This window comes from Flavobacterium macrobrachii (assembly GCF_014486675.1).
Taxonomy (GTDB): Bacteria; Bacteroidota; Bacteroidia; order Flavobacteriales; family Flavobacteriaceae; genus Flavobacterium; species Flavobacterium macrobrachii.
In genome coordinates this window covers 24,052-36,020 of record NZ_JACTAC010000031.1, presented here as the reverse complement: position 1 = coordinate 36,020, position 11,969 = coordinate 24,052, and the positions used below count along the sequence as shown (strand labels likewise).

At 33.4% G+C, this 11,969-nt stretch carries 12 protein-coding genes; 9 read left to right on the top strand and 3 right to left on the bottom strand.

The features are described 5' to 3' along the window. The first annotated feature begins 66 nt into the window (after nt 1-66). Together IAI56_RS08565 and IAI56_RS08560 are read left to right on the top strand one after the other, a co-directional pair. Nucleotides 67-261 (top strand): hypothetical protein, encoded by a 195-nt coding sequence (locus IAI56_RS08565; RefSeq protein ID WP_187657478.1) that lies wholly within the window; start codon nt 67-69, stop codon nt 259-261. 153 nt (nt 262-414) lie between these two features. Next, nucleotides 415-912: a hypothetical protein gene (locus IAI56_RS08560; RefSeq protein ID WP_239106925.1), complete on the top strand. Its 498-nt coding sequence runs from the start codon at nt 415-417 to the stop codon at nt 910-912. Nucleotides 913-935: 23 nt separating this feature from the next. Here IAI56_RS08560 and IAI56_RS08555 read toward each other — a convergent pair whose 3' ends face one another. Together IAI56_RS08555 and IAI56_RS08550 are read right to left on the bottom strand one after the other, a co-directional pair. Further along, nucleotides 936-1,430 carry an NUDIX hydrolase gene (locus IAI56_RS08555; protein ID WP_187657477.1) on the bottom strand — a complete coding sequence of 165 codons (495 nt, stop codon included), beginning with the start codon at nt 1,428-1,430 and terminating at the stop codon, nt 936-938. Between the two features lie 91 nt (nt 1,431-1,521). Continuing rightward, nucleotides 1,522-2,565 carry a GMP reductase gene (locus tag IAI56_RS08550; protein WP_187657476.1) on the bottom strand — a complete coding sequence of 348 codons (1,044 nt, stop codon included), beginning with the start codon at nt 2,563-2,565 and terminating at the stop codon, nt 1,522-1,524. 457 nt (nt 2,566-3,022) lie between these two features. On the opposite strand from IAI56_RS08550, the gene IAI56_RS08545 reads away from it, so the two are divergent. The 3 genes from IAI56_RS08545 to IAI56_RS08535 all read left to right on the top strand — a co-directional run bounded on the left by IAI56_RS08545 (nt 3,023) and on the right by IAI56_RS08535 (nt 6,652). Beyond that, nucleotides 3,023-5,407, top strand: coding sequence for a TonB-dependent receptor (locus tag IAI56_RS08545; protein WP_187657475.1), 2,385 nt, complete (start codon nt 3,023-3,025; stop codon nt 5,405-5,407). Nucleotides 5,408-5,502: 95 nt separating this feature from the next. Then, nucleotides 5,503-6,081 (top strand): Crp/Fnr family transcriptional regulator, encoded by a 579-nt coding sequence (locus IAI56_RS08540; RefSeq protein WP_187657474.1) that lies wholly within the window; start codon nt 5,503-5,505, stop codon nt 6,079-6,081. Nucleotide 6,082: 1 nt separating this feature from the next. Continuing rightward, entirely contained in the window at nt 6,083-6,652 is a 570-nt protein-coding gene (locus tag IAI56_RS08535) for a Crp/Fnr family transcriptional regulator (protein ID WP_187657473.1), read from the top strand. A gap of 64 nt (nt 6,653-6,716) precedes the next feature. Here IAI56_RS08535 and IAI56_RS08530 read toward each other — a convergent pair whose 3' ends face one another. After that, nucleotides 6,717-7,571: an SDR family oxidoreductase gene (locus tag IAI56_RS08530; protein ID WP_187657472.1), complete on the bottom strand. Its 855-nt coding sequence runs from the start codon at nt 7,569-7,571 to the stop codon at nt 6,717-6,719. Between the two features lie 114 nt (nt 7,572-7,685). Here IAI56_RS08530 and IAI56_RS08525 point away from each other — a divergent pair, with 114 nt between their 5' ends. The 4 genes from IAI56_RS08525 to IAI56_RS08510 all read left to right on the top strand — a co-directional run bounded on the left by IAI56_RS08525 (nt 7,686) and on the right by IAI56_RS08510 (nt 11,425). Further along, nucleotides 7,686-8,090, top strand: coding sequence for a winged helix-turn-helix transcriptional regulator (locus tag IAI56_RS08525; protein ID WP_187657471.1), 405 nt, complete (start codon nt 7,686-7,688; stop codon nt 8,088-8,090). 280 nt (nt 8,091-8,370) lie between these two features. Further along, entirely contained in the window at nt 8,371-9,426 is a 1,056-nt protein-coding gene (locus tag IAI56_RS08520; RefSeq protein ID WP_187657470.1) for a WD40/YVTN/BNR-like repeat-containing protein, read from the top strand. A gap of 352 nt (nt 9,427-9,778) precedes the next feature. Continuing rightward, nucleotides 9,779-10,072 (top strand): GIY-YIG nuclease family protein, encoded by a 294-nt coding sequence (locus IAI56_RS08515; RefSeq protein WP_187657469.1) that lies wholly within the window; start codon nt 9,779-9,781, stop codon nt 10,070-10,072. Nucleotides 10,073-11,131: 1,059 nt separating this feature from the next. Next, on the top strand, nt 11,132-11,425 hold the full coding sequence (locus tag IAI56_RS08510) for a GIY-YIG nuclease family protein (protein ID WP_187657468.1): 294 nt from the start codon (nt 11,132-11,134) through the stop codon (nt 11,423-11,425). The last annotated feature ends 544 nt before the right edge of the window (nt 11,426-11,969 follow it).

Here is an 11,969-nt window from a genome sequence, read left to right as displayed (position 1 = left end):
TTCATACAAAACAAATATTTGAGCTAAAGTAGTTTTTTTATCGACATACAAACAAAAATATTGCTTTTGATAATTACTGTTTTGATACTTCAGGTTCCATTATTCATTGCTTACAATAAATTAAAACAACTTAAATACGTTTGGTTCTTAGAATTTACCGAAGGAAAATGGCTTTTAGATGCCATTGAAGAAGGTGGTTTATCACTTGAAATTGCTAAAATGCCAAATGTTATTCCTGATACTGTTGGGGTAACGGTTTAAAATCAAATTCAAGTTCAAAAATCAAATTCAAATTCAAAATTCAAATTCAAATTCAAGTTCAAGTTCAAAATTCTGATTTCTAACTTCTAAATTCTAATTTCATAATTGAGCTTATAGAAAGTATTTTTTATATTTACATCAATACAAATTACTATGTCATTAGATAAAAGTCGGGAGTTACCTATTTATAAAAAATCGGAGCAAATCTATTCTTTAGTAGAAAGTCTTCTTGCTTCAATACCCGAAGAGGATGATTATCTTCAAGCCACTAAGCACATGATGCTCGATGATGCAATGATTATTTCTGCAAAAATTGCTGGAGCTGAAGGTGGCAATCTGTACAGCATCCGAATGCAAAATGCTGCTATTATTAGAGATCATGCTATGCATTTGTATGTGCAAGTTGGTAGTTTACGCTTTCATAAGAGTTTTAAAGAAGTCGAATATGTAAAGCTAATTCGCAAAGAAATAGACGAGTTCAGACTTCTATTTATCGAATGGGTTGCCAGTTTTGATACCAACAATCATTTCTGGGATGAATGGGGATTGTTTAATCCGCCAGGTGCTATTCCGCCCAGTGAAGATGAAACGTATAACGATGATGATTTTGACATTAATGACTTTCTAAATGATGACGACGACGATTTTTAAATGTACTTCGCTCCTATCACCTTTCAAATCGATACAAAACCGATTTTATTTACATCAATTTCACTACGTTTTATCCAAACAAGCTCGTTGATTTCATCCTTAGCCGATATGGAAACTTCATCACTTGCTAAGGCACATTCATAGAAAATATCCATCGTTCTATAGGCAACATTTTTATAGATATAATTATTTGGAAACGTAGTTACATAAGATAAATTATCTGAAGTAATAGTTAATCCTAATTCTTCTTTGATTTCTCGACATACTGCTTCTTCGGCAGTTTCGTTGGGATCAATAAATCCACCAGGTAAATCGAGTTTTCCTTTGTCGGGGTTTACATTTCTAACCGTGAAAAGTATTTTATCTTCAAAAGTAAAAATAACGGCAACCGCAGCAGCAATGTTATGATACAATACAAAATCACAATCTTGACAATGAAACTTGAAGTTATTGTCGTAAGTGAAGTTGGTGCTGGCGCAATTGGGACAGAATTTAAAGAAATTGGTTTCGGTTGACATAGTTAGACACAGATTTTTTTTAATTTTTAGCCACGGATTACACGGATTTCTACAGATTATTTCAAAGATTAATTTGTGAAATTTGTGTTAGCTATAACTTCCCGAAAACCGTATTTTCTTGTTCGGTTACGCGGATGAATGTGGTTCGCTTGGTGAGTTCTTTTAGTTTGGATGCACCAACATAAGTACAAGTACTTCGTAATCCACCCAAAATGTCTTGTAACGTATCAATAACATCGCCTTTGAAAGCTACTTTTACTGTCTTGCCTTCGCTAGCGCGATATTCTGCAACGCCACCAACGTGCTTTTTCATCGCTATTTCAGAGCTCATGCCGTAGAATTGTTTGTACTTTTTACCGTTTTCTTCTATCAATTCGCCACCGCTTTCGGCATGTCCGGCAAGCATTCCGCCAAGCATTACAAAATCGGCTCCAGCACCAAATGCCTTAGCTACATCGCCAGGAATGGCACAACCGCCATCGCTGATAATATGTCCGCCTAAACCGTGAGCTGCATCGGCACATTCGATTATGGCAGAAAGTTGTGGATAACCAACGCCTGTTTTCACTCTAGTAGTACAAACCGAACCCGGACCAATACCTACTTTTACAATATCTGCACCTTCTAATAGAAGTTCTTCTACCATTTCACCAGTAACTACATTACCTGCAATGATTACTTTATTTAGGTATTGCTTACGTGCTTGTTTTAAGAAGTTTACAAAATGCTCCGAATAACCATTAGCTACATCAATACAGATGAATTTCAACTCCGAATTGAGCTCCATGATTTCGGCTAGTTTCTTAAAATCTTGTTTTCCTGTTCCTGTACTAACCGCTATATAATTAACGATTTCTGCTGGCGCTTTTTGAAGAAAACTGCTCCATTCTTCCACCGAATAATGTTTGTGAATACAGGAAAACAGTTTTTCCTTAGCCAAAGCTACTGCCATTTCAAATGTTCCAACGGTATCCATATTGGCTGCCATAATGGGAATTCCTGTCCAAGTTAGTGTGCTGTGTTTGAATTTGAATTCGCGTTCCAATGATACTTGCGCTCGGCTGTTTAAAGTAGAACGTTTTGGACGTATCATAACGTCTTTAAAGCCCAGTTTTAGTTCGGTTTCAATTCTCATAATTACTATGTTTGGTGGTATTCAAATGTAGTATTTTCAAGGTTTGGAAATTGGTGATTATGAATTTTACTCTTTGAAAATTATCAACAATTGTTAGTAAACTTTCTAAGCGTTCTCGATTAGCTGCGCTCCGTTCGGCTTTGCCTCGGGTCTATTTTCTATTTCAAAAACTGGCGTATGTAGTAAAAGTGAAATCGTCCTCAGTACGTCACTTCGAGTGGTTTTACGTAATGCAATGGAGTAAAATTGTATCGAGAAGCGATTATATCCTTCTGAAGGTTCTCGATACTATTTTATAAATTAAAAACTAGCGTTTTTAAAACAAAAAATCACTCCTTTAGATTTGTTTTAATAAATTTAGGTGAATTTAGAAAAGTGAAAAACTATTTTATTGACTTTGGTCAATTTTCAGACAAAGAGGTTAAAATAAATTTGTCAAAAATAAAAACAACCAAAGATGAAAAAACTAGTTATTGTATGCTTATTGTTAGTAAGTTGGAGTTCTTTTGCACAAACAGGTGTCATTCGCGGAACAATAACCGATAAACAATCGGAAAAAAGTATTGTGGGTGCTACCATCGAATTAGTCAGCGATCCAAGTAACAGCACAAACACGGATGAAAGAGGAAATTTTGAATTGCTAAATGTTCCTTTGGGTCGACAAACTATTCGCGTGAGTTATTTGGGTTATGAAAGTTCAACGGTGCCTGATATTGATGTTACTACAGGAAAAGAGGTTATTCTTTCCGTAGCACTAATCGAAAAATTTGATACCCTAGACGAAGTAGTCATTGTAAGTGATGGTAACAATAAAGCAAAATCCATCAATAAATTAGCTGCTGTTTCTGTCCGACAATTTTCTCCCGAAGAAGTAAACCGTTATGCTGGCGGACGAAGTGATGTGGCGCGATTGGCGTCTAACTTTGCGGGTGTTTCTACAGCTGATGATAGTAGAAACGATATTGTAGTTCGTGGAAATTCACCTACTGGTTTATTATGGCGATTGGAAGGTATTCCTATTCCAAGTCCGAATCATTTTGCCACCTTAGGAACAACAGGAAGTCCCGTTTCGGCATTGAATCCTAATTTGTTGGCTAACTCTGATTTTATCACCTCAGCGTTTCCTGCGGAATATGGTAATGCCATTGGTGGTGTTTTTGATTTAGGTTTACGTAAAGGAAACAATAAAGAATATGAATACTCCGCTGGTGTTGCTGCCTTTCCCGGAGCTGAACTAATGGCGGAAGGTCCGATGGGTAAAAAAGGAGGTTCGTTTTTGGTGGCTGGTCGCTATGGCATCGTTGGTGTATTAGGACTAGCTGGAACAGCAGCACAACCCAATTATAATGACATTTCCTTTAACCTAGATTTTGGAAAAGGAAAGTTAGGTAATCTCTCGGTATTTGGGATTTTAGGAAATTCCAACATTGATTTGATTGGTGATGATGTAGAATTATCGAGCGATGATTTATTCGCTACTCGCGATGAGGATGCTTTTGTAACTTCTAATTTTGGCGTTGTTGGATTGAAACATACCATTGATATTGGTTCAAAATCCTATTTGAAAACGGTATTCAGTGCTTCTACTTCGGGTAATACTTATGAGGAAGACCGTTATTTTAATTTGGATACGCCAACAGAGTTTAAACTTCGATTTACCGAAGTAGATAATACCGAGAATAGAATAACGTTTTCTACACTTTTTAACTCTAAAATTTCTAAGAAAATTACTTTTAGAAGTGGTTTATTATATGAAAACTTTTCATTAGAAAACAAATTGAACGATAGAGACAAACAAGATGATAACGATGGCGACGGACAACCTGATTTTGTGAATTTGATTGATAATGATGGCTCCTACTCTATTATTCAACCGTATGCCATGGGACAATTTCGTTTGACTGAAAAACTAACCTTCAATGCTGGTTTACATGGACAGTACTTTTCGTTGAATGAAGAGTTTGTTTTCGAACCCAGAACAGCTTTGACTTATGCCATCAATAATAAAAGCTCTGTGAATATTGGTTATGGATTGCACCATCAGAATGTTACTGCACCACTATTATTTTTAAATGAAAACATAGGTGGAAACCTAGTTCAAAGTAACAAAAACTTAGATTTGACAAGAAGTGCTCATTACGTAATTGGATATGATTTGCGCTTTGCCGACAAATGGAGAGCTAAAGTAGAGGTGTATTACCAAGATATTGATAAAGCAGCTGTAGAAAAAACACCATCAGGATATTCTTCACTCACCGAAGGTGCGAGTTTTGGTTTTACAGTTGATAAAAATTCTCTTGTGAGCACGGGAACAGGTTTTAATCAAGGTGTGGAATTTACTTTGGAAAAATTCTTTAGCAAAGGCTATAATTTACTTTTTACTACTTCTCTTTTTGAAAGCAAATATACTGGTAGTGATGGGATTGAAAGAAATTCACCTTTTAATAATGGGTATGTCATCAATGCCTTGGCGGGTAAAGAATTCAAAATTGGAAAAGCCAAAAAGAATATTTTTAGTATCAATACAAAATTTACTACTGCTGGCGGAAGATATTACACACCAGTTGATTTAGCCGCATCTCAAGCAGCTGGCTATGAGATAAGAGATGATGCCAATGCTTATAGTGAACAATATGACGCTTATTTGCGATTGGATTTGAAATTTGGCTTTAAATTCAATAGTAAAAAGAAGAAGCGTTCGCACCAGTTTTATGTTGATTTACAAAACATTACCGACAACAGCAATGTGTTTTCAAGAGATTTTAACAGAGTAACACAACAAGTGAATCAAATTGACCAAATTGGATTTCAACCCGACTTTGGTTATAGATTTCAATTTTAAAAACCGTTAGTTTCATGTTTGATTTTAGAGTTTGCTGGTAGTAAAATACTAATCAAACTCTATTTTTTTAACTTTACATTCATAAAAGAAAAAAGATGAACGATAATTTAAGACTATTTTTATCAAGGTTTGAAAAGTTGACCGACCAAGAGATGGATGCTTTTATTGCAATATTCAAACCATTAACCATTAAAAAACTAGACCATCTTTTTTTAGAAGGCGAAATGGTTTCCAGTATTTATTACATAAATGATGGTGTTATGCGAGGATATTATAATAAAGAAAATGAAGAAATAACTACTCATTTTTATTTTGGTCCAACAATAGTTACCGATTTAATAGCTGTGAGAGGTACTGTTCCAACCAAAATGAATGTTCAAGCACTAAAAAATTGTACTGGGATGATAGCTAATTTTTCCGAATTAGATGCGTTGATTGATCGATATCCAACAATTGAGTCGGTGTTTTTTAAATTTCTTGAACATTTGTATCTTTTTGGTATGGCACGCCAGCATTCCTTCATTTTTGATACACCACAAGAACGTTACATTAAATTATTTGGTGAACGACCAAAAGTGATTGCCGAAATTCCGCAACGCTATATTGCTTCCTATTTGGGTATCAAACCTGAAACTTTAAGTAGAATTAAAGCACGCATTTTTAAAGAACTATAACATGGAGAATTTTAAAGCATTTACGTCTCAATTTGCAACATTGACGGATAAAGAAATGACTGACTTGAAAGATTTATTTGAACCAGTAAGGGTGAAAAAAATGGATCATGTATTGGTTTCAGGAACGTATGTAAAAGATTTGTTTTTCTTTAACAAAGGAACATTCAGGGTTTATCATCTTAAAGATGGTGAAGAGTTTACCTCAAAGTTTTTATACGCTCCATGTATTTATGCCGAATTGTTTTCGATACGAAAAGTAACGCCCACATTCTTAAATATTCAGGCCTTGAACGATTGCGATTGTTATAAAGCAAATTTTGTCAAAATTGAACAATTATTGGAAACAAGCCCAAATATCAGGAGGTTGTTTTTGAAATTATACGAGCATATTTACATGAAAAGTTCAAAAAGACAAGTTTCCTTTATTTTAGACTCACAAAGTAAACGGTATACTGATTTAATTGCGGAATTTCCAAATATACTGAACGAAATTCCATTGCAATATATTGCTTCTTTTATTGGCGTTAAACCAGAAACGTTGAGCAGAATTAGGAAGAAAAATAATCAATAACTTATATAAAAAAAGTCAAACCAATCGATTTGACTTTTTTTATTGAATTAAAGTTTAAAACAAATTAATTTTTAAAATCTCTTTCAAGAACTTCTTTTAAAGTTGTTGGTTTTTTTCCAGTTACTAAAAACACATCGTCAGTCAATAAATTAACTTCGCTTTTGGCTATAATTTGATAAACATCCGTAAGATAATCTCCAACAAATGTCGGCGCACCAGAAGTTTCTAAAACTTGTTTGAAAATTTCGGGCGAAGGATTTGGATAATGTATTTCTTTACTTAAAACCTCAGAAATAATAGCTGCTGCATCAAAGTAGGAAAGCAACTCAGGTCCAGTTAATCGATAAACTTTTTTAGAATGCTCATCAGAAATTAATGTTTCAACAGCTACAGTTGCAATATCTTCTACATCAACAAAACCAACTTTTCCTTCTCCAGCTGGCATAAAAACAATATTTCGTTCATTGATGTTTTCAAATTCATAATTTTTAAAATTTTGACTGAAAAATGAAGGTTGCAAAATCGTATAATCGTAGTTTTCATTTTTAAGTTTTTGCTCTATTTTGGTGTGAAAATCCAATTGACTTCCCATTTTATCCGAAGCTAAAGCAGAAAAATAAACAATTCTATTGATGCCTTGTTTTTTTATAAAATCTAAGAAAGGTATTATCAATTCATCAACTTTTAATTGCAATGGTGGACCTAATAAAAAGACTTTATCGATACCTTTTAACGAATTTTCGAAAGTTGAAGCATCAGAAAAATCAAATGTTCTAATTTGAACTTCTTTGCCAAAAACTTCTTTTGCTTTTTCTACATTTCGGCTACCAACAACAAAATCTATTTTTCTTTCTGTTAGCTTTTTTACTAAAGCTTTACCATTGGTTCCCGTTGCGCCAGTTACAAAAATTTTACCCATTTTACTTTTTATTAAATTTATATTAGTTACTTTTGATAACCCAAAATTAAATAGTAACTATTGAATATACAAGAGGGTACAGACGAATAACTAGATAACATTGATGTAACTATTATGGAAAATAAAGAGATTGTAACAGATAAAAATTTTCAAAATATTTTTGAACTTGCCAATTCATCACGCGATGGCATATGTCCTGTAAGAGATATTATCGCAAGAATTAGCGACAAATGGACATTATTGGCCATTTATGCATTAGGCGGTTATGGAAAAATGCGATTTAATGAACTCAAACAGCGCATTGGCGATGTATCGCAACGAATGTTAACTGTTACCTTACGAAATCTAGAAGCCGATGGGTTAGTTAATAGAAAAGTATTTCCTGAAGTGCCGCCAAGAGTAGAATATGAATTAACATCTCTTGGAATAAGTTTAATGAACCAAATGAAATATATTATTGATTGGGCAAATGAAAATGGAGAGGAAATAATTAAATATAGAGAATCTAAACTTAAATAATATTTAATGAAGTAATTTCAAAATATATTCGATGAAATTCTACTACTGTATTTAGCTTCATTTATTGGTTTTAAGCCAGAAACTTTGACCATAATTTAGAAGATAATATTACATAATTTATAAAAAAAAAATTAATACTACATCTACTCAAATACTTCGTAATAATAAATTTAATAATTGAATAACATTATTGTATAGTAAAAGAGTAACATTTTTTCTGTAAGTTATACTATTATAATTAAAATCCATGATTTAAATTGTAATTTAAACTTCACTTATTATGAAAAATTTAATTTTTTTAACTGCTTTGTTTTTCAACACTCTTGCCAATGCTCAAGAAAATACATGGAAAAAGCTAGAAACAGAAGCCTATCCTGGAAAACAAGACGACATCACTTTTGTAGATGAAAATACGGGTTGGTATGTAAACGGTTATGGAAAAATTTTTAACACCACTGATGGTGGTCAAACTTGGAACAAGCAACTGGAGCAAAAAGGCTCTTTTTTCAGAACGATTGCTTTTGTGGATAAAAACATTGGTTTTGCTGGCACAGTAGGAACCGATTATTTTCCAAATGTAACTGATACCATTCCTTTATACCAAACAAAAGATGCCGGAAAAACATGGAGTCCCGTTTCCTATAAAGGACCTTATGTAAAAGGACTTTGTGCTATAGATATTGTTAAAGAGCAATACATTAACCACGGAAAAATTGATTACAAAACCCATTTGTTTGCCGTTGGTCGTGTGGGCAGTCCAGCTAATTTGATGGTTTCACATGATGCTGGTCAGACTTGGACATCACAGAGCATGAATGAAGAGGCTAAAATGTTGTTTGATATTAAAATGTTTGATAAAAATAATGGAATAGCTTGTGCGGCGACCAGTGAAGATATTACCAAATCAAATGCGTTGCTACTTAAAACTACAGATGGTGGAAAATCATGGAAAAAAGTATATCAATCCAATAGACCATTTGAAACCACTTGGAAAGTTTCTTTCCCTTCAGAACAAGTTGGTTATGTCACCATTCAGTCTTATAACCCTGACCCTAATGTTAAACAACAACGAATAGCTAAGACTACTGACGGTGGTTTAACATGGACAGAACTAAACTTAGTTGAAGATGCCAGTGCGCGTGAATTTGGTATTGGTTTCATAGATGAAAATCATGGTTTTGTTGGAACAATGAACAGCGGTTTTGAAACTAAAGATGGCGGTCAAACTTGGACAAAAATTGACTTGGGTAGAGCCTGCAACAAAATTAGAATATATAAAAATGCAGAAGGTAAAGCTTATGGGTATGCCATTGGTGTACATGTGTTTAAGTACTAATTCATTCCGATTAAATTATTCTTTTAATAGATTGGGTTAATTTCTGATTGAAATAAAAACGTTTTTAAAATAAACAAATCTAAAGGAGTGGTTTTACGCAATGCAATGGAGTAAAATTGTATCGAGAAGCTGTTATAAAAACGAATTTCCTTCTAAAGGTTCTCGATACAATTTTCTATTTCAAAAACTGGCGTTTTTAAAATAGAAAATCACTCGAACTGACGTATGTAGTAAAAGGAAAATCGTCCTGAATTCGTCACTTCGAGTGGTTTTTAAAACTTCAAATGCTAATTTGTAGTTTTAAAAATTGTATCGAGAAGCATTGTTATTAAAAAATCCCTATTTTAGCTAAATGCAACAATCTTATGTTTACATACTTAAATGTGCAGACGGAACTTTTTACACTGGAGTTTCTAGTAATTTAACCCAGCGTTTATTTCAGCACGAAACAGGTTATTATCCTGATTGCTACACAGCATCTCGAAGACCTGTTGAATTGGTTTTTTATGCGGAGTTTACTGATATTAACTTAGCCATTGAAAAAGAAAAACAAATTAAAAAATGGTCAAGAGCTAAAAAATTAGCTCTAATCAATGATGATTTTGATGCCTTACCAAATTTGGCAAAAAAGAAGTTTAATAAATAAAGGTTCTCGATTGTAAAAGAAAATCTTCCTCAACACGTCACTTCGAGTAATTTTACGTAATGAAATGGAGTAAAATTGTATCGAGAAGCGATTATATCCTTCTAAAGGTTCTCGATACAATTTTCTATTCCAAAAACTAGCGTTTTTAAAATAGAAAATCACTCGAACTGACGTATGTAGTAAAAGGGAAATCATTCTCAATACGTCACTTCGAGTGGTTTTACGCAATGCAATGGAGTAAAATTGTATCGAGAAGCTGTTAAAAAACGAATTTCCTTCTGAAGGTTCTCGATACTATTTTCTATTTCAAAAACTAGCGTTTTTAAAATAGAAAATCACTCGAACTGACGATGGTAGTAAAAGGAAAATCATTCTCAATACGTCACTTCGAGTGGTTTTACGTAATGCAATGGAGTAAAATTGTATCGAGAAGCGATTATATCCTTCTAAAGGTTCTCGATACAATTTTCTATTCCAAAAACTAGCGTTTTTAAAATAGAAAATCACTCGAACTGACGTATGTAGTAAAAGGGAAATCGTCCTCAGTACGTCACTTCGAGTGGTTTTTAGAACTGCAAATGCCAATTTGTAGTTTTAAAAATTGTATCGAGAAGCTTTTATAGAACAAATATCCTTCGAAAGGTTCTCGATTAGCTGCGCTCCGTTCGGCTTTGCCTCGGGTCTATTTTCTATTTCAAAAACTGGCGTTTTTAAAATAGAAAATCACTCGAACTGACGATAGTGCTGAATAGAAAAATCGTCCTCAATAAGTCACTTCGAGTGGTTTTTAGAACTGCAAATGCCAATTTGTAGTTTTAAAAATTGTATCGAGAAGCTGTTATAAAAACGAATTTCCTTCTAAAGGTTCTCGATACAATTTTCTATTTTAAAAACTGGCGTTTTTAAAATAGAAAATCACTCGAACTGACGATAGTGCTAAATAGAAAAATCGTCCTCAGTACGTCACTTCGAGTGGTTTTTAGAACTGCAAATGCCAATTTGTAGTTTTAAAAATTGTATCGAGAAGCATTGTTATTAAAAAATCCCTATTTTAGCTAAATGCAACAATCTTATGTTTACATACTTAAATGTGCAGACGGAACTTTTTACACTGAAGTTTCTAGTAATTTAACCCAGCGTTTATTTCAGCACGAAACAGGTTATTATCCTGATTGCTACACAGCATCTCGAAGACCTGTTGAATTGGTTTTTTATGCCGAGTTTACTGATATTAACTTAGCCATTGAAAAAGAAAAACAAATTAAAAAATGGTCAAGAGCTAAAAAATTAGCTCTAATCAATGATGATTTTGATGTCTTACCAAATTTAGCAAAAAAGAAATTTAATAAATAAAGGTTCTCGATACAATTTTCTATTTCAAAAACTGGCGTTTTTAAAATAGAAAATCACTCGAACTGACGATAGTGCTGAATAGAAAAATCGTCCTCAGTACGTCACTTCGAGTGGTTTTTAGAACTGCAAATGCCAATTTGTAGTTTTAAAAATTGTATCGAGAAGCTGTTATAAAAACGAATTTCCTTCTAAAGGTTCTCGATACAATTTTCTATTTCAAAAACTGGCGTTTTTAAAATAGAAAATCACTCGAACTGACGATAGTACTAAATAGAAAAATCGTCCTCAACACGTCACTTCGAGTGATTTTTAGAACTGCAAATGCCAATTTGTAGTTTTAAAAATTGTATCGAGAAGCTGTTATAAAAACGAATTTCCTTCTAAAGGTTCTCGATTAGCTTCGCTCCGTTCGGCTTTGCCTCGGGTCTATTTTCTATTTCAAAAACTGGCGTTTTTAAAATAGAAAATCACTCGAACTGACGTATGTAGTAAAAGGGAAATCGTCCTGAATTCGTCACCTCGAGTGATTTTACGTAATGCAATG

Coding starts and splice junctions, on each gene's coding strand:
- IAI56_RS08550 (WP_187657476.1), bottom strand. CDS start 2,565: ATGAGAATTGAAACCGAACTAAAACTGGGCTTTAAAGACGTTATGATA.
- IAI56_RS08545 (WP_187657475.1), top strand. CDS start 3,023: ATGAAAAAACTAGTTATTGTATGCTTATTGTTAGTAAGTTGGAGTTCT.
- IAI56_RS08535 (WP_187657473.1), top strand. CDS start 6,083: ATGGAGAATTTTAAAGCATTTACGTCTCAATTTGCAACATTGACGGAT.
- IAI56_RS08510 (WP_187657468.1), top strand. CDS start 11,132: ATGCAACAATCTTATGTTTACATACTTAAATGTGCAGACGGAACTTTT.
- IAI56_RS08560 (WP_239106925.1), top strand. CDS start 415: ATGTCATTAGATAAAAGTCGGGAGTTACCTATTTATAAAAAATCGGAG.
- IAI56_RS08520 (WP_187657470.1), top strand. CDS start 8,371: ATGAAAAATTTAATTTTTTTAACTGCTTTGTTTTTCAACACTCTTGCC.
- IAI56_RS08555 (WP_187657477.1), bottom strand. CDS start 1,430: ATGTCAACCGAAACCAATTTCTTTAAATTCTGTCCCAATTGCGCCAGC.
- IAI56_RS08515 (WP_187657469.1), top strand. CDS start 9,779: ATGCAACAATCTTATGTTTACATACTTAAATGTGCAGACGGAACTTTT.
- IAI56_RS08525 (WP_187657471.1), top strand. CDS start 7,686: ATGGAAAATAAAGAGATTGTAACAGATAAAAATTTTCAAAATATTTTT.
- IAI56_RS08540 (WP_187657474.1), top strand. CDS start 5,503: ATGAACGATAATTTAAGACTATTTTTATCAAGGTTTGAAAAGTTGACC.
- IAI56_RS08530 (WP_187657472.1), bottom strand. CDS start 7,571: ATGGGTAAAATTTTTGTAACTGGCGCAACGGGAACCAATGGTAAAGCT.